We start from the raw sequence: 16130 nt of genomic DNA on the forward strand, positions 1-16130 counted from the left end.
CACCGGATTGATTATCCGGAGATTATCGAGATCATTTACACCGAACCGGCGCCGCCATTAGTATGGCGGCGCCGCGCCGTTGGGCGCCGATAAACCCGGTATTCCCTGTCCGTTTTCGGAGAGCCTCATGGCGATCGATATCAACACCCTGTCCGCGAAAGAACTCGACGCGCTGATCAACCAGGCGAAAAAGCGCCGCACCACGCTCGCCAAGCGCAAGCCGATTGCGACCGTGCGCAACAAACTCACCCAGCTGGCGCGCGCAGAGGGGTATTCGGTGGAGGAGTTGTTCGGCACCGGCAGCTCGAGCCGCGGGGAAGGCGCACCGCGCGGGCCGAAAGCCGGGAAGGCCGCAGCGCGCAAGTCGGCAGCGAAAGGCAGCAAGGTCGCGCCGAAATACCGCAACCCTGAAAATCCGGACGAAACCTGGAGCGGCCGCGGCAAGCAGCCGCGGTGGCTGGCGGCCTATACGGGCCAGGGCCGCAGCCTGGACGAGTTCAAGATCCAGTAATCGACCCGCTCCATCCGAGAAACGCCGGCCTCGCGCCGGCGTTTTTCATTGCGGGACCACCGCGGCACCCATCCCTCGTAAACGGGCCAGGGCGTGGTTTCCCGTGAATTGCCCAGGCGCGCGTTAAAGCCTGGCCGGGTTTCGGGCGCCATTACGCGCCGCCGCCCGCGCGGCGCCCGGCAGCCGCCCCGACCTCAGAGATTGCGTCGCGGCGCCAGCAGCAGGTTTCCGAACAGAAGCCCCGCCACGAGCGCGAGCAGGATATTCAGCACCGCAAGCAGCGCCTGCTGCCCCGCGATCATGTCCTGCTGCTGGATCAGGCTCAGCAGGCCACGCAGGCTCGCGCTGCCCGGCACCAGCATGATGATGCCGGGCACGCGGATGATTGCCCCCGGGCGGTTCCACCAGCGTGCGTAGGCATTGCCGAGCACGGTCATCGACAGCGCCGCGAGAAACACGCCGGCGGGGCTGCCGAACGCAAGCCCGCCCATGCGCGAAATCAGATAACCACCCGCCGCTGCCGCCATGACCTTGAGGTAATCGCGGCGGTCGGCGCGGAACAGCACCGCGAACGCGAACGATGCGACCGCGAGCGCCGCCCATTCCATCCAGAGCGGCTGCGGCTTCGATGCGCGCACCTGCGGGTCAAGCCCCGCGAGCTGCATCAGATAGAGCCCGACCAATGTGCCGACCGCGAGCTGCATCACCGTCGTCACCGCGCCGGCGAAGCGCGCGGTGCCCGAGACCAGATGCTGGCTGGTGAGCTCGTTGACTGCGTTCGTCAGCGCCAGGCCCGGCAACAACACGATCAGCGACGCGATGATCACCGTGTTCTGGTTCAGCGGTGCAATGAACGACGCCACGAGCACCACGACGATCGCCGCGAACGTCGCCGCCACCGCGTCCAGCCCCTCCTTGAGGCGCGGCTTGAAGTCCGAGGCCTGCACGAGCAGCCCGATCGCAAACCCGTTGAACGCGGCCACCGCGATGTCGAGCCACGGCAGCCGCAGCAGCGCCGCGACCGACGCGGCCGCAAGACCGAAGCCGAACACCTGCAATGCACGCGCGCGGTGCGCGGGCGGCCGGTCCAGCGCTTCCATTGCCGCGAGCGCGCTCTCGATGTCGATCCGGCTTGCGAGCACGTCCTCGGCGATGCGATCGATCTCGGCCAGCCGCTTGAGGTCGTTCTCGCCCGGCGGCAGGCGCAGCACACGCGTCGTTTCCGCAACGCCGATGCCGCGCTGCCTCGGGTCGCTGAAGGTCAGGATCATGCCGGTCGGGTTCGACCACGGCTGGCACTCGAGCCCGAGCTTGTGCGCGACCGCGGTGAGCGCGGCTTCCAGGCGCTGCGCGGTGGTGCCGTAGGCGTGCAGGCGGCGCGCGATTTCGATGACGAAGCGGATGCGGTCGGCGTAGGTGGCCGTGCTCGGACAGACGGGGGTCGGCATTGGGCAAGCATCGCATGGGCGCGACGAGGCTCCGTTGCAATTTCGTGTCGGTCACGGGGCGCTGCAGGCTTCCTTGTATGCTCCCGGCACCGACGCACCGCGAGACCGATGGCCGCTCCCGCCCCGCAACCGCCGCAGACGCATGTCGACGAGCCCGCGCGGCTGCGCCTATCGGGCCAGTGGACGCTCGAGCACGCGACGGCGATCGGCGCGCGGCTCGGTGAGGTGCCGGCGACAGTCGAACGGATCGATGCGCGTGAGGTGGATCGGCTCGATTCTCTTGGCGTGCTGCAGCTGATGCGTTTTGCGCACAAGCGCGGCCTTGCGCTCGACGCATTCGAGTTCGATGAGGAACACCGCGCGCTCGTGAGTGCGATCGACGACGTGGCCGACGATCGCCCGCGCGGCAAGCGTGAGTACGGCATTGCCGCCGCCCTCGGCCGCCTCGGCGACGCCGTGACCGACAACTACCGCGAAATCATCGCGCTGGTGGGTTTCTTCGGCGAAGTGCTGGTCAAGCTCGGTCGAACGCTACGCGAGCCCTCGCGCTTCCGGCTGACGGCGACGGTTTTCCACATGGAGCAGGTCGGGCTCGACGCGGTGCCGCTGGTCGCGCTGCTGTGCTACCTCGTCGGCGCGGTCGTCGCGTTCCTCGGCGCGAGCATCCTCGAAGAGTTCGGCGCGACGATCTACGTCGTCGAACTCGTGAGCATCGCGTTTCTCCGCGAGTTCGCGGTGCTGCTGACCGCAATCATCCTCGCCGGCCGCACGGCCAGCGCGTTCACCGCGCAGATCGGCGCGATGGTCAGCCGCGAGGAAGTCGACGCGGTCCGCACGCTCGGCATGGACCCGGTCGACCTGCTCGTGATCCCACGCGTACTCGCCCTGCTCGTCATGCTGCCGCTGCTCACGTTCATCGCAATGATCGCCGGCCTGCTCGGCGGCCTCACGGTCGGCGCATACGGGCTCGACATCGCGCCGCCGCAGTACCTCGCGCGCATGCAGGACACGATGGAGGTCAAGCACTTCATCGTCGGGCTCGTGAAAGCACCCGTGTTCGCGCTCGTGATCTCGCTGATCGGCTGCCTCGAAGGCCTGCAGGTGGAGGGCACCGCACAGTCGGTCGGCGAGCGCACCACCTCGTCGGTCGTCCAGGCGATCTCTCTCGTGATCATTCTCGACGCGTTCTTCGCGATCTGGTTCATGCAAGTGGGTTTCTGAGGAGCCGGCGCCGTGATCGACGAATCGGGACTCGACCCCACCGCCGCGCCGCGTCGGCCTGATCCGGACACGGCGGCGGCGCCGACCGGCACGCGCGGCCGGTCGCGTGAGCCGATCATCCGGGTGCGCGGCCTCGTGAACCGATTCGGCGACCAGGTCGTACACGAGGACCTCGATCTCGACGTGCATCGCGGCGAGATCCTCGGCGTGGTCGGCGGCTCGGGCACCGGCAAGTCGGTGCTGATGCGCTCGATCCTCGGGCTGCGGACGCCGCAGGCCGGCGAGATCGAAGTGCTCGGCATCGACGCGCGCAGCGACGACATCGAGTCGCGGCGCTGCATCGAACGCAGCACCGGCGTGCTGTTCCAGGACGGCGCCTTGTTCTCGTCGCTCACCGTCGGCGAGAACGTGCAGGTGCCGCTGCGCGAGCACCACCGTGAGCTGGCCGACTCGCTTCGCTACGAGCTCGCGCTGCTCAAGGTCAAGCTTGCCGGCCTGCCGGCCGACGCACTCGATAAGCTGCCGTCCCAGCTGTCCGGCGGCATGCGCAAGCGCGCAGGCCTGGCTCGTGCGCTCGCGCTCGACCCGCCACTGCTGTTCCTCGACGAGCCCACCGCCGGCCTCGACCCGATCGGCGCCGCCGCGTTCGACCGCCTGATCCGCACCTTGCAGCAGGCGCTCGGGCTCACGGTGTTCCTGATCACGCACGACCTCGACACGCTCTACGCGATCTGCGACCGCGTCGCCGTGCTCGCCGACCGGCGCGTCGTCGCGAACGCCCCGATCGCGGAGATCGAAGCGCTCGATCACCCGTGGGTGCGCGAGTACTTCCACGGCCCGCGCGCCCGCGCCGCGCAGGTCGCCAAAGCGAGTTGGGACGATGGGCAGTAGCCCGATGCCGCTGTCTCCGGCCCGATCCGTCGTCCACGCGCTCGCATGGCGAGGACGGGCCGGCATGCATCATGGACCCCGCCCACACCGCTCGTTTGACGCACCCTCCGTTCCGCTTCCCGGCTCTCGACCATGGAAACCAAAGCGAACCACGTCCTGATCGGAGCGTTCACGCTGCTGGCGACGACGTCGCTGCTGCTGTTCGCGCTTTGGGCGGCGAAGTACTCGTCCGAACGCAGCTGGCAGACCTACTCCGTCGTTTTCGACGAGCCGGTCACGGGTCTGTCGGAGGGCAGCCTCGTGCAATACAACGGCATTGCGGTGGGCACCGTCGACGAGCTGCGCCTGTCGCCGCAAGACCCGCGCCGCGTGCTTGCGACGCTGCGTGTGCAGGCCGATGCGCCCGTCAAGACCGACACGCGCGCGAAGATGTCGATGAGCGGCATCACGGGCTCGCCGTTCATCCAGCTTACCGGCGGCAGCCCGCGCGCGCCGCTGCTCGTCGAGGCGGACCGCCGCGAAGTGCCGGTGATCCGCACCGAACCGTCCGCACTGCAGAACATCGCCGACACCGCGAACCGCCTGGTGGCGCGCCTCGATCGCCTGCTCAGTGAAGAGAACGTCGCACGCGTGTCGAACACGCTCGAAAACATCGAATCGGTGAGTTCCACCGTCGCCGCGCAGCGCGACGACCTGCGCGCGATCATGGAAAACACGCGCGAAGCCAGCCGCACGCTCGAGGCGACCGTCGCCAACGCAAACGGCGTGATCACCGAGTTCGACCGCGAGTTCGTCGACGAGCTGCCCGCGCTTGTCACCAAACTCGACCGCACGCTCACCAAGCTCGAAGCGACCGCCGAAGGCGCGCAGACGATCGTCGACGAGAACCGCGCGCCGATCCGCAGCTTCACGCGCGACGGCCTCGCGCAGGTCGGCCCGACGCTCACCGAACTGCGCGTGCTGATCCGCGACCTGCGCCGCGTCACCGATCGTCTCGACGCCGGCGGCGCGAACTACCTGCTCGGCCGCGACGCCCCGAAGGAGTTCGAACCGCAATGAACGCCCCGCCCAGCTTCCGCACACTCGCCCGCACCGCCGCCCTTGCCGGCGCACTCGCCCTCGCCGGCTGCGCCTCGCTGGTTGGCGGCGGCAACGATCGCAATGCCATCTACGCACCCACGCCCGCGGTGCGCGCCGATGCCGCGTGGCCGCAGGCGCCGTGGCAGCTGGTGGTGTCGACCACGAGTGCCACCGCGGTCACCGACAGCCAGCGCATCGCCGTGCGCCCGCAGCCGAACGAGCTGCAGGTCTACAAGGACGCGAACTGGGCCCGTCGACCGACCGAGATGGTCGAGGACGTGGTGCTGCGCACGCTCGAGTCGTCGAACAAGGTCGGCGCCGTCGCGCGCGTCGGCAGCGGCGTCAACGCCGATTACCGGCTCGTGCTGGACCTGCGTCGCTTCGAGTCCGACTACCGCGGCGCAGCGACGCCCGCTGCGGTCGTCGAGATCAACGCAAAGCTGCTGCATGCGATCGACGACCGCGTGGTCGCCTCGCGCACGTTCGTGCAGACCCAACCGGCGGCCAGCACCGAAGTCCCGGTCGTCGTCGATGCATTCGGCGCCGCGCTTGCGGACGCCGGGCACGACATCGCGGGCTGGGCGCTGACCGCGGGCCAGGCGCACCGGCACGAGACCAAACGCTAACCGGGCTGCGCGATTCGCCGGAACGTCAGGTTGAGGCGCTCGCCGATGGGCCGCGCGGTGCGGGGCAGCGCGTGGCGGTGGTGTTGCTGCGTTGCGCCGGACATCACCAGCAGGCTGCCGTGCGGCAGCTCGATTGCGAGGCGCACGTCCGCGCATGTGCGGTGTTTGAGCACGAAGCGCCGCGTCGCACCGAGGCTTAGCGACGCGATGACCGGCGCCGGTCCGAGTTCGCGCTCGTCATCGGCGTGCCAGCCCATCGTGTCGCTACCGTCGCGGTAGAGGTTCGCGAGCACGCCGTTGAAGTCGACGCCGAGCGCATCGCGCAGCCGCTCGCGCACCGGTCCGAGCGCCGCCGGCCACGGCGCCGGGACGTGCCGCGTGCCCGAGTAGCCGTACGCCGCGTCGGCGTCGCCGATCCATGCACTGAGCCGCGGGGCCCGGTGTTCGCGCCCGAATAGACGGACCCGATGCACCTGCCATGCGATCGTGTCGCGCAGTGACGCGAGCAGCGCATCGGCCTGCGCCGGCAGCAGCCACTGCGGGTCAAAGGCGAGCTCGGCGTCGGGCAGCGGCAGCGCGGTCAACGGCATGCGCGGGACGCTAGCACGCGTCGTCGCGCGTCGATTTGGCGCGACCGCACCCAAACCGCGACAATCCACGGTCCAGGCATCACATCGGAGCATGCAATGAGCGAGTCCCCCGCCGAAGTCGAACGCGATGTCATGGAGTACGACGTCGTCACCGTCGGCGCGGGCCCGGCGGGCCTCGCGTTCGCGATCCGGCTCAAGCAGATCGATCCGAACATCTCGGTCTGCGTGATCGAGAAGGCCTCGACGATCGGCGCCCACATCCTCTCGGGCGCGGTCATCGAGACCGGCCCGCTCGACGAGCTGCTGCCGAAGTGGCGCGACAACCCGCCGCCGATCTGCGTGCCGGCGACCGAGGACGAGTTCTGGCTGCTCACCCGCGACGGCGGCCGCAAGTTGCCCGTCCCGCCCGGCATGAACAACCACGGCAACGTGATCGTGAGCTTGGGCGCGATGTGCGCGTGGCTTGCGCCGCACGCCGAGGCGCTCGGCGTCGAGATCTACCCGGGCTTCTCCGCGAGCGAGACGCTGCATGACGAGGCCGGCGCCGTCATCGGCGTGCGCATCGGCGACATGGGCATCGCGAAGGACGGCTCGCACAAGCCCGGTTACACGGCCGGCATCGATATCCGCGCGAAGGTCACGGTGCTCGCCGAGGGCGCGCGCGGGCACCTCACGAAGCGCCTGATCCGCCAGTTCGAGCTCGACAAGGGCCACGACCCGCAGACGTTCTCGATCGGCATCAAGGAGCTCTGGCAGTTGCCGGAGGACCGCGTGACGCCCGGCAAGATCGTGCACTCGCTCGGCTGGCCGGCCGACACCGCGACCTACGGCGGCAGCTTCATGTACCACCTCGACAAAGGGCGCGTCGCGGTCGGCTACGTGAGCGGGCTCGACTACAAGGACCCGGAGTACAAGCCGTGGGAGGCCTTCCAGCAGTGGAAGAACCACCCGATGGTCAAGCCGCTGCTCGAGGGCGGCAACATCGTCTCCGCCGGCGCACGCGCGATTGTGACGGGCGGCTGGCAGTCGCTGCCGACCCTGGAAATGCCCGGTGCGATCCTCATCGGCGACACCGCCGGCCTGCTCAACGTGCCGAAGATCAAGGGCACGCACCAGGCGATCCGCTCGGGCATGCTCGCCGCCGAACACCTGGTGGCATCGCAACTCTCACCGGCGGGCTTCGACGCGAAACTGCGCGGCTCCGAAGTGATGGCCGAGCTGCACACGGTGCGCAACATCAAGCCCGGCTTCAAGAAGGGGCTCTGGTTCGGAATGCTCAACGCGGGCTGGGAGACGGTCACCCGCGGCCGGTCGCCGTGGACCTGGCACAACAAGCCCGACTGGTGCCAGATGGAAAAGCTGGCCGAGTATGAGACGCCCGACCGCGGGTACGTAGAGCGCGAACTCGCGCCCCGCGACCGCCTTGCCGCCGTCTACTTCGCCGCAACCGAGCACGACGAGGATCAGCCGGTCCATCTGCACGTGCTCGATACGTCCATCTGCATCGAGCGCTGCACCGTCGAATACGGCAACCCCTGCACCCGCTTCTGCCCCGCTGGCGTCTACGAAATTGTCGACGACGCCGACACGGGCAAGCGCCTGCAGATCAACGCCGCAAACTGCGTGCACTGCAAGACCTGCGACATTAAGGATCCGTACGAGATTATTAACTGGGTGACGCCAGAGGGCGGTTCGGGGCCGAATTATCAAAATCTATAACAAAGGACGACCCGTCACGATTAAAACGCCCCCTCGGCATTTATGCACACGGCGACTATGGACCACGACCCTTCAAGCTTCAGCGCCGAATAACTGACCAGCCTGTCGGGTAGGAAGGCATCATTTGCCCCGTAAAGCTTGCTCCATTGGCCGTCCACAATTGCATGGCCACACCGTCTGTCCAAACGACATCCGCTACGCCGTCGCCCGAGAAATCAGATACCTGGAGGGGCCGCCACGCTTGCCCGCCCGTGTACCCCAACCCTTGGATGCGAGTCGCCCCATCCATCCGCCAAATGGCTAGCTGGCCAGAATAAATATGATGCCAATAAAGATCCCCTTTTCGGTCCAGATCAGAGTTGGCAACACCAATCAAGGTCCAGCCTGAAGGATAGTTAGGCAACACAAGGCCCGCGAAGCCGTGGCTTCCCTGACTGGACCACGCCTGCATGCTCACTCCGTCGGTCCAAATCAGCTCCAGCCGACCGTCACCGTTGAGGTCCCCGCTTCCAATAACGTTCCAGCCGGCCGAAGCTTGGTAGCTACTTGAACCGATTACTTTTTCTCGCTGCATCAGCCAAACGGCGAGGTATTGGCCTGCAGCATTACGCCACACGATGTCCGACGTTCCGTTCCCGTCAACATCTCCGACTGCAGCTACGCTCCAACCCTCGGGGTAAGCCTGCATCGAGACGCCCGAGAATCCGGCACTGCCGCCCACCCACATTTGCATTTGGTATGTGTCACTAAGCCAGATGATGTCGAGACGACCGTCAGCGTTGAAGTCGCCGGATGCGAGAACTTGCCACCCCGAGCCGGCATTAAGCCCGAAGCCTTCCGATCTCACAGCGCCTTTCATCAGCCACGCGGCCCACTCTGACGTACTGCCCAGACGCCACAGCAGGTCGGCCCGGCCGTCAGCATCGAAATCGCTCGCATTCCCATCGACGCGGTTTGCTACCACTGGAGGAACAGAGTCGCTCACCACCTGCGCTCGGAATTGGGCAATCACCGGCATGGTCTGATCGTGGCTGCGCGCATTGTCTGCTTGGTCTACTGCGCCGCAGACGCGGCTTCCGCAGAGCGTGACCCGCGGATTGGAGAACACCCGGTAACGTGTCTGCCCCGAGTCTCCGTAGGCCATTACGGTATAAAAATTTCCGTTTGAGGAATCGGTCTTGTAGCCGAATGAGTACGAGTGTGCGCCTTGACTGACCTTGCCGTCTTTGGTCGCAGTCGCCTTGTCGTGCTGCGAGCCCAGGTTATGGCCGATCTCGTGCGCGAGCGTCTCATGCCGGCAGAAGTAAGTCTTGCCGTCTGTGCCCTGGTCCTCGCCATCGCTGACCACCGAATAGCCGAACGGCTCGTCACCAGTATCCACGCGCGAGCCACCGCCGCCGATCATCCACGCGATGCCGCACCCGTCGTTCTCGGGATCGTTGAACTTCCGCACCACTGACACGAGATCCGCACCGTATTGATCACGCGCGGCACGGAGTGCACTGAATGCCGGGTCTGCGGTGATCCAGCCCGTGCCCGACTTGTAGCCCGTCAGCTTTTCCAGCGCGTCGCCGTTGTCGGTGTTATCCGCATAGCTGACCTGCAGCGTGTGCACGAGTCGTACGCGTCCGGTGATCTGGCTGTTCGCATACGTCTCATTAGTGATCGCGACCATGTTGTTCAGGCGTGTCACCGCCTGCGACTGGCCGCCGTACATCGCCGCGAATCCGGGCGTGTAACCCAGGACGAGATCGATCACAGGACCCGAAGAGGCGGTTGCAGCGGCGGCCGTCGGCGCCGACGCCATGGTAGGACTGACCTCAGCGGCCTCGCGGGACGCCGCGCTCGCAGGTGGCACCAGGTAGTCCAGACCGTCGGGCTGCGTCGCACGGTTGTGGATATCCGCGACACGCGTCGGATCGGTCTCGACGAGCCAAGCGGCACCGTCGCGTATCGTCAAGCGCAGTGCCTCCCCGCCGGGCTGTGAGATCGAACCGAACGCGGCCTTGTCGCCGAAGGTGAGCACGACTTCGTCTGCGGCGCTGCCGCCGGCGAGGCGCCCGACCCAGGTCCAGTCGCCGCTCGGATGCTCGACGTGTCGCTCATAGACGAAGTCGAGCGGCTGCCCGGACGGCGTGGTAATCCGCAGCGAGCCGTCGGCAATCGCCGCAAGCGCGTGTGCCTCGCTCAAGTCCGCCCGGTGCCAAGTGTAGGCCCCGTCCCGACGCTCCACACGCTTTGTTGGGTATCCGACCAAGTCTCCACGGTCCGGCAGGCGGGCGAAGCCCACCGCAGGTGACCGGGATGCGCCGGACATCGGCACGCCCACCGGCGCACCGGAAATCCGCGTCGGCGTCGCGCGGCTCGCCGGGCCGGCAGCTGCGCCATTCATGTCGACCGGGCGCCAATCATCTGCGCACCCGATAGCGAACAGAGCGAGCGCGAGAGGCAGGGTTCGAATCAGCGGGCGAGCTTGCATATGCGCGATACCTCAACAGGTAACCGCACTCTGCGACCACTCCGGGCCCGAATCAATGAGCCTCGCCCTGGTTGTGTGGCGTCTTCCGCAATTTTCGGGTAAAGAGCGACGCCGGAGACGAGCCCGCGTTCAGGCTCGTCGAAGAATCAGCCGGTCAGCTTCACGCCGGTACGCGTCCGAAGCTCGTCCATGTCGATGCCAGGCGCGCACTCCACCAGCCGCAGCCCCTGCGGCGTCACGTCCATCACCGCGAGCTCCGTGATGATCCGGTTCACCACGCCCACGCCCGTCAGCGGCAACGTGCATTCCGGCACCACCTTGTGCTCGCCGTTCTTCGCGGTGTGCTCCATCAGCACGACCACGCGCTTGACGCCAGCGACGAGGTCCATTGCGCCGCCCATGCCCTTGACCATCTTGCCGGGCACCATCCAGTTCGCGAGGTCGCCCTTGTCGGTGACCTGCATCGCGCCGAGGATCGCGAGGTCGATGTGGCCACCGCGGATCATCGCGAAGCTGTCGTGGCTGCCGAAGTAGCTGGCACCGGGCCGCGCGGTGACAGTCTGCTTCCCGGCATTGATGAGGTCGGCGTCGACCTCGTCCTCGGTCGGGAATGGACCGATGCCGAGCAGGCCGTTCTCGCTCTGCAGCCACACGTCCATTCCGTCCGGAATGAAGTTCGCCACTAGCGTCGGCAGGCCGATGCCGAGGTTCACATAAGCGCCGTCGGTGAGTTCCTGCGCGGCGCGCTGCGCCATCTGGTCGCGGGTCCAGGGCATGGTTCGTTCTCCTCAGGCGGCGCGCACGGTGCGCTGTTCGATGCGCTTTTCAGGCGCCGGGTTGTGGACGATGCGATCAACGTAGATGCCGGGCAGGTGCACGTGGTCCGGGTCGATCGCGCCGATATCGACGATCTCCTCGACTTCGGCGATGCAGACCTTGCCGGCCATCGCGCAGGCAGGGTTGAAATTGCGCGCGGTCTTGCGGAAGACGAGGTTGCCTGCCTTGTCGGCTTTCCACGCCTTGACCAGCGACACGTCGGCGCGCAGCGCGGTCTCCATCACGTACATCTGGCCGTCGAACTCGCGCGTCTCCTTGCCCTCGGCGACGATCGTGCCGTAGCCAGTGCGCGTGAAGAACGCCGGGATTCCAGCGCCGCCGGCGCGCAGGCGCTCGGCGAGCGTGCCCTGCGGGTTGAACTCGAGCTCGAGCTCGCCAGCGAGGTACTGGCGCTCGAACTCCTTGTTCTCGCCGACGTACGACGAAATCATCTTGCGGATCTGCCGCGTCGACAGCAGCAGGCCGAGGCCGAAGCCGTCGACGCCTGCGTTGTTCGAGATCGCGGTGAGGTCTTTCACGCCCGAGTCGCGCAGTGCGGCGATCAGGGCCTCCGGGATGCCGCACAGACCGAAACCGCCGACGGCAAGCGTCTGGCCATCGGCGACGACGCCGCGCAATGCGTCTTCTGCGCTCGGATACAGCTTGCTCTTCGCGGTGCCTGCGGGCATCGGGGCGGTCATCGATCGACTCCTGTGCGGGGACGCGGAAGTCTAGCGTGCACCGCGTGCAATGCCGCACTGCCCTTTCGGGCAGCGCGCGCAACGCCGGTCAGGAACGGCCGTATACGTCTTCCAGTCGGACGATGTCGTCCTCACCGAGATAGCCGCCCGACTGCACCTCGATGAGCTCCACCGGCTCGCTTCCGCGGTTGCGCAGCCGATGCACGCTGCCGAGCGGAATGAACGTGCTCTCGTTCTCGTGCAGCTCGAATACGCGCTCGTCGCAGGTTACTTCCGCGGTGCCCGACACCACGATCCAGTGCTCCGCGCGCTGCGCGTGCTTCTGCAGGCTCAGCGCCGCGCCCGGCTTCACCACGATGCGCTTGACCTGGAAGCGCGGACCCACCGCGATTGAATCGTAGCTGCCCCAGGGCCGATACACCTTGCGGTGCAACAGGTGCTCGGTGCGGCCGTCGGCGGCGAGCCGGTCGACGAGCGTCTTGACGTCCTGCACGCGGTCCTTGCGCGCGACCAGCGTCGCGTCGGGCGTGTCGATGATGACGAGGTCCTCGACGCCGAGCGTGGCAATCATCCGGCGATCCGATGCGCGCACGAGGCTGCCGCGCGTGTCGACCGAGATCACGTCGCCCTCGTGGCGGTTGCCATCCGAGTCGCGCTGGGCGACCGACCATAGCGCCGACCATGAGCCGATATCGCTCCAGCCACAGCTCACGGGCACGACGGCGGCACGGTCGGTCTTTTCCATCACCGCGTAGTCAATCGAGTCGTTCGGGCTGGCCGCGAACGCATCGCGGTCGATGCGGATGAAATCGAGATCCTTCGACGCGCTCGAGTATGCCGCGCGGACCGCGTCGAGCATCGCCGGCGCGAAACGCGCGAGCTCGTCGAGATAGCGCTGCGCCTTGAAGAGGAACATGCCCGAGTTCCACGCGTACGAGCCCTCGGCAACGTAGCGTTCGGCGGTGGCGAGGTCAGGCTTTTCCACGAAGCGCGCGACGCGGTGCCCGCCATCGACAAGTGCGTCGCCACTCAGGATGTAGCCGTATCCGGTCTCGGGGTAGTCGGGGCGGATGCCGAACGTGACGAGCCAGCCGTCGTCGGCGAGCGTGCGCGCGGTGTCGATCGCGGTGCGGAACGCGGCCTCGTCCTCAATGAGGTGATCGGCCGGGAGCACGAGCAGCGTCGCTTCCGAGTCCCGGGCAAGGGCATGCATCGCGGCGAGTGCAATCGCTGGCGCGGTGTTACGCGCGACGGGCTCGAGCACGATACCGCCACTTTTGACGCCGATAGCCTGCAACTGCTCGCCAACGGTGAAACGATGGTCTTCGCTGCAGACCGTGATCGAACCGTCCGCACCCGGAAGGCTCGAGACCCGGCGCAACGTCTCCTCGTACAAAGAGCGTTCGCCAACCAGCGGCAGGAACTGCTTGGGCTGGTTCTTGCGCGACAGCGGCCACAACCGGGTGCCACTGCCGCCGCTGAGGATGACGGGGACGAGCATCTGCGGATCCTGCTATGGAGATGGGCGCGAATGATACCGGGCACTGGCGGCGCTCATGCGTCGTGTGTGACTGCGCGCATCCACGCGCTCGGCTAGAATGCGCGGTCCCGGCCGCCGCGGCCGCGCACTCCCAAAGGACCCCGACCCGATGAAGATCCTCGTCGGCTACAAGCGAGTCGTGGACTACAACGTCCGCATCCAGGTCAGGCCGGACGGCACCGGCGTCGTGACTGAAGGCGTCAAGCTCTCGGCGAACCCGTTCGACGAAATCGCACTGGAAGAGGCGCTGCGCCTGCGCGACAAGGGCATCGCGACCGAAGTCGTCGTCGCCACGATCGCGCCGGCCGATGCCCAGGCGCACCTGCGCAATGGCCTCGCAATGGGTGCGAACCGCGCCATCCACGTCGTCGTGGAGCCCGGCACTGACGTGCAGCCGCTCGCTGCGGCCCGGACGCTGCTCAAGCTCGTCGAACGCGAGCAGCCCGACCTCGTGATCCTGGGCAAGCAGGCGATCGACGACGACGCGAACCAGACCGGCCAGATGCTTGCCACGCTCTGGGGCCGCCCGCAGGCGACGTTCGCCGGCAAGCTCGACGTCGCTGACGGAAAGGCGACCGTGGTGCGCGAGGTCGATGCCGGCCTCGAGACGCTGGAGGTCGACCTGCCGGCCGTCGTCACGACGGATCTGCGCCTCAACGAGCCGCGCTTCATCAAGCTGCCCGACATCATGAAGGCCAAGAGCAAGCCGCTGGAGACGCTCGCATTCGCCGACCTCGGCGTTGACACGGGCGCCGGGTTCAAGACGACGCAGTACGCCCCGCCCCCGAAGCGCAGCAAGGGGATCATGGTCAAGGACGCGGCCGAGCTTGTCGCCGCACTGAAGTCGCGCGGACTGCTCTGATCCACGCTTTTTGATGCCTTCCCGCCCGGATCCGGGCCCTGCAACCGACGAGCCGCCCCCCGGCGCCGCGGTCGCACAGCGGAGATTCCACGATGTCCAAGGTTCTGATCGTCGCCGAACACCTCGACGGCAAGCTCAACGCCTCCACGGCCAAGTGCGTTTCGGCCGCGCAGGCGCTGGGCGCCGAGGCGATCGATATCGCCGTGCTCGGCGCGGGTGACGCCACCGCGGTTGCAAGCGAGGCTGCGCAGATCGCCGGTGTCTCGCGCGTGTTGACGGTCGCGAACGACGCAAACGCACGCGCCATCGCGCAAGTGCTTGCGCCGCAGGTTGCCGCGCTGGCAGCCGGCTACTCGCATGTGTTCGGCCCGAGCACGACGTTTGGTAAGGACCTGATGCCGTGTGTTGCCGCACTGCTCGGCGTCAACCAAGTGTCTGACCTCATGGCCGTCGAAGGCCCCTACACGTTCAAGCGCCCGATCTATGCCGGCAACGCGATCGTGACGGTTGAAGCACCCGCCGACCGCCCGGTCGTGGCGACCGTGCGCACGGCGTCGTGGTCCGAGGCAGCGCGTGGCAACAGCGCAGCCGTCGAGGCCGCCAGCGTCGACGCGGCCCTGCCAGCGCACACGCGCTACGTTGGCCTCACGGCCGGCAGCTCCGACCGTCCGGACCTCCAGAGCGCCAAGCGCGTCGTCTCGGGCGGCCGCGGCGTCGGCTCGGCTGAGAACTTCAAGATCATCTACGACTTCGCCGACAAGATCGGTGCGGCCGTTGGCGCGTCGCGGGCCGCGGTGGATGCTGGTTATGTTCCGAACGAGTTGCAGGTCGGACAGACCGGCAAGATCATTGCGCCGGAGCTTTACATCGCGGTCGGCATTTCGGGGGCGATCCAGCATCTGACCGGCATCAAGGATGCGGGCACGATCGTGGCGATCAACAAGGATCCGGATTCGGCGATATTTGAGATCGCGGATATCGGGTTGGCGGGGGATCTGTTTACAGCTCTTCCCGAGCTCGCCCGTCTTGTGAACTCTCAATAATGCCCGTGAGGCTAGCACTGTGACGACATCGGTGGAGCTGGCCTGCGCACTCGCGCTCATGGCAACCCTGGGGGCATGCAGCCATGAGGCCGCGAAGCCAGAAAACAGCGCGCGGGCGGACGCGGCCGCGGCGGAAGCCGCGATTCCCTCCCGCTCGCCCGTGATCGTCCCGCCGTCGCCAAACCCAGCCGTGGATCATCTGCAGTCGAATGTGGTCGCGGACAAGGCCGCATTCCAACCTGAGGCTGCTACCGTGGAGGGCGATGCGCTGACGTCCACCGGCAAGCCGGGCTTCGTCCTATTCGGGCCGTATGCGACGTTGGCGCCCGGCCGCTACCGTCTTGCCCTCAACGGCCACCTAGACGCTCCAGGCGTAGCGGGCATTACGGTCGATGTCAGCAGCCGGGGCAAGGCGTTTGCGGAAGCCGTGGTCAAAGATGCTGAAGCGTCCGGCCCGCTTGCGTCTCTGGACTTTGAACTGGCACGCGAAACTCCTGCGCTCGAGGTCCGTGTGCGCGCAAGCGAAGGGGCGCGAGTCCGCGTCGAGTCCTACACAGTGACACGCGCACGCTGACCCCGCTGGCTGGTGTCCTGGGCATGCGG

At 67.1% G+C, this 16130-nt stretch carries 15 protein-coding genes; 9 read left to right on the forward strand and 6 right to left on the reverse strand.

Annotated elements, in window-relative coordinates; genetic code table 11:
• The first annotated feature begins 127 nt into the window (after window positions 1-127).
• Complete coding sequence (locus IE075_RS12225) at window positions 128-511, forward strand: H-NS histone family protein (protein ID WP_189456930.1); 384 nt, start codon at window positions 128-130, stop codon at window positions 509-511.
• Between the two features lie 194 nt (window positions 512-705).
• Here IE075_RS12225 and IE075_RS12230 read toward each other — a convergent pair whose 3' ends face one another.
• A complete protein-coding gene (locus IE075_RS12230) occupies window positions 706-1959 on the reverse strand; it encodes a threonine/serine exporter family protein (RefSeq protein WP_189456932.1) in 1254 nt (417 codons plus the stop codon).
• A gap of 108 nt (window positions 1960-2067) precedes the next feature.
• Here IE075_RS12230 and IE075_RS12235 point away from each other — a divergent pair, with 108 nt between their 5' ends.
• The 4 genes from IE075_RS12235 to IE075_RS12250 all read left to right on the forward strand — a co-directional run bounded on the left by IE075_RS12235 (window position 2068) and on the right by IE075_RS12250 (window position 5777).
• On the forward strand, window positions 2068-3180 hold the full coding sequence (locus tag IE075_RS12235) for an ABC transporter permease (protein WP_189456934.1): 1113 nt from the start codon (window positions 2068-2070) through the stop codon (window positions 3178-3180).
• Between the two features lie 114 nt (window positions 3181-3294).
• Entirely contained in the window at window positions 3295-4071 is a 777-nt protein-coding gene (locus IE075_RS12240; RefSeq protein WP_189457267.1) for an ABC transporter ATP-binding protein, read from the forward strand.
• Window positions 4072-4203: 132 nt separating this feature from the next.
• A complete protein-coding gene (locus IE075_RS12245; RefSeq protein WP_189456936.1) occupies window positions 4204-5130 on the forward strand; it encodes an MlaD family protein in 927 nt (308 codons plus the stop codon).
• Window positions 5127-5777, forward strand: a complete 651-nt coding sequence (locus tag IE075_RS12250) for an ABC-type transport auxiliary lipoprotein family protein (protein WP_189456938.1) — start codon at window positions 5127-5129, stop codon at window positions 5775-5777. Before IE075_RS12245 ends, IE075_RS12250 begins: the two co-directional genes overlap by 4 nt.
• Here IE075_RS12250 and IE075_RS12255 read toward each other — a convergent pair.
• Window positions 5774-6367 (reverse strand): alpha-ketoglutarate-dependent dioxygenase AlkB family protein, encoded by a 594-nt coding sequence (locus tag IE075_RS12255; protein ID WP_189456940.1) that lies wholly within the window; start codon window positions 6365-6367, stop codon window positions 5774-5776. The genes IE075_RS12250 and IE075_RS12255 overlap by 4 nt on opposite strands.
• 96 nt (window positions 6368-6463) lie before the next feature.
• Here IE075_RS12255 and IE075_RS12260 point away from each other — a divergent pair, with 96 nt between their 5' ends.
• Entirely contained in the window at window positions 6464-8086 is a 1623-nt protein-coding gene (locus tag IE075_RS12260; protein WP_189456942.1) for an electron transfer flavoprotein-ubiquinone oxidoreductase, read from the forward strand.
• 79 nt (window positions 8087-8165) lie between these two features.
• Here the strand turns inward: IE075_RS12260 and IE075_RS12265 are convergent, their stop codons facing one another.
• From IE075_RS12265 to IE075_RS12280, 4 genes are all read right to left on the reverse strand, one after another.
• On the reverse strand, window positions 8166-10478 hold the full coding sequence (locus IE075_RS12265) for a reprolysin-like metallopeptidase (RefSeq protein ID WP_229792503.1): 2313 nt from the start codon (window positions 10476-10478) through the stop codon (window positions 8166-8168).
• Between the two features lie 233 nt (window positions 10479-10711).
• Window positions 10712-11341, reverse strand: a complete 630-nt coding sequence (locus tag IE075_RS12270; protein WP_189456947.1) for a CoA transferase subunit B — start codon at window positions 11339-11341, stop codon at window positions 10712-10714.
• A 12-nt stretch (window positions 11342-11353) separates the two neighbouring features.
• A complete protein-coding gene (locus tag IE075_RS12275) occupies window positions 11354-12082 on the reverse strand; it encodes a CoA transferase subunit A (RefSeq protein WP_425489375.1) in 729 nt (242 codons plus the stop codon).
• An 88-nt stretch (window positions 12083-12170) separates the two neighbouring features.
• Complete coding sequence (locus tag IE075_RS12280; protein WP_189456949.1) at window positions 12171-13583, reverse strand: mannose-1-phosphate guanylyltransferase/mannose-6-phosphate isomerase; 1413 nt, start codon at window positions 13581-13583, stop codon at window positions 12171-12173.
• A 148-nt stretch (window positions 13584-13731) separates the two neighbouring features.
• On the opposite strand from IE075_RS12280, the gene IE075_RS12285 reads away from it, so the two are divergent.
• The 3 genes from IE075_RS12285 to IE075_RS12295 all read left to right on the forward strand — a co-directional run bounded on the left by IE075_RS12285 (window position 13732) and on the right by IE075_RS12295 (window position 16101).
• Entirely contained in the window at window positions 13732-14484 is a 753-nt protein-coding gene (locus IE075_RS12285; RefSeq protein WP_189456952.1) for an electron transfer flavoprotein subunit beta/FixA family protein, read from the forward strand.
• Between the two features lie 92 nt (window positions 14485-14576).
• Window positions 14577-15527 carry an electron transfer flavoprotein subunit alpha/FixB family protein gene (locus IE075_RS12290; protein WP_189456954.1) on the forward strand — a complete coding sequence of 317 codons (951 nt, stop codon included), beginning with the start codon at window positions 14577-14579 and terminating at the stop codon, window positions 15525-15527.
• 19 nt (window positions 15528-15546) lie between these two features.
• Complete coding sequence (locus IE075_RS12295; RefSeq protein WP_189456956.1) at window positions 15547-16101, forward strand: hypothetical protein; 555 nt, start codon at window positions 15547-15549, stop codon at window positions 16099-16101.
• The last annotated feature ends 29 nt before the right edge of the window (window positions 16102-16130 follow it).

Source organism: Cognatilysobacter bugurensis, from assembly GCF_014652095.1.
In the GTDB taxonomy this organism is placed as follows: domain Bacteria; phylum Pseudomonadota; class Gammaproteobacteria; order Xanthomonadales; family Xanthomonadaceae; genus Cognatilysobacter; species Cognatilysobacter bugurensis.

What these genes read in the sequence shown, in the direction of transcription:
- IE075_RS12280 (WP_189456949.1), bottom strand. Translation starts at nt 13,583, where the DNA reads ATGCTCGTCCCCGTCATCCTCAGCGGCGGCAGTGGCACCCGGTTGTGG.
- IE075_RS12245 (WP_189456936.1), top strand. Translation starts at nt 4,204, where the DNA reads ATGGAAACCAAAGCGAACCACGTCCTGATCGGAGCGTTCACGCTGCTG.
- IE075_RS12230 (WP_189456932.1), bottom strand. Translation starts at nt 1,959, where the DNA reads ATGCCGACCCCCGTCTGTCCGAGCACGGCCACCTACGCCGACCGCATC.
- IE075_RS12260 (WP_189456942.1), top strand. Translation starts at nt 6,464, where the DNA reads ATGAGCGAGTCCCCCGCCGAAGTCGAACGCGATGTCATGGAGTACGAC.
- IE075_RS12255 (WP_189456940.1), bottom strand. Translation starts at nt 6,367, where the DNA reads ATGCCGTTGACCGCGCTGCCGCTGCCCGACGCCGAGCTCGCCTTTGAC.
- IE075_RS12250 (WP_189456938.1), top strand. Translation starts at nt 5,127, where the DNA reads ATGAACGCCCCGCCCAGCTTCCGCACACTCGCCCGCACCGCCGCCCTT.
- IE075_RS12290 (WP_189456954.1), top strand. Translation starts at nt 14,577, where the DNA reads ATGTCCAAGGTTCTGATCGTCGCCGAACACCTCGACGGCAAGCTCAAC.
- IE075_RS12270 (WP_189456947.1), bottom strand. Translation starts at nt 11,341, where the DNA reads ATGCCCTGGACCCGCGACCAGATGGCGCAGCGCGCCGCGCAGGAACTC.
- IE075_RS12235 (WP_189456934.1), top strand. Translation starts at nt 2,068, where the DNA reads ATGGCCGCTCCCGCCCCGCAACCGCCGCAGACGCATGTCGACGAGCCC.
- IE075_RS12265 (WP_229792503.1), bottom strand. Translation starts at nt 10,478, where the DNA reads ATGAATGGCGCAGCTGCCGGCCCGGCGAGCCGCGCGACGCCGACGCGG.
- IE075_RS12225 (WP_189456930.1), top strand. Translation starts at nt 128, where the DNA reads ATGGCGATCGATATCAACACCCTGTCCGCGAAAGAACTCGACGCGCTG.
- IE075_RS12285 (WP_189456952.1), top strand. Translation starts at nt 13,732, where the DNA reads ATGAAGATCCTCGTCGGCTACAAGCGAGTCGTGGACTACAACGTCCGC.
- IE075_RS12275 (WP_425489375.1), bottom strand. Translation starts at nt 12,082, where the DNA reads ATGACCGCCCCGATGCCCGCAGGCACCGCGAAGAGCAAGCTGTATCCG.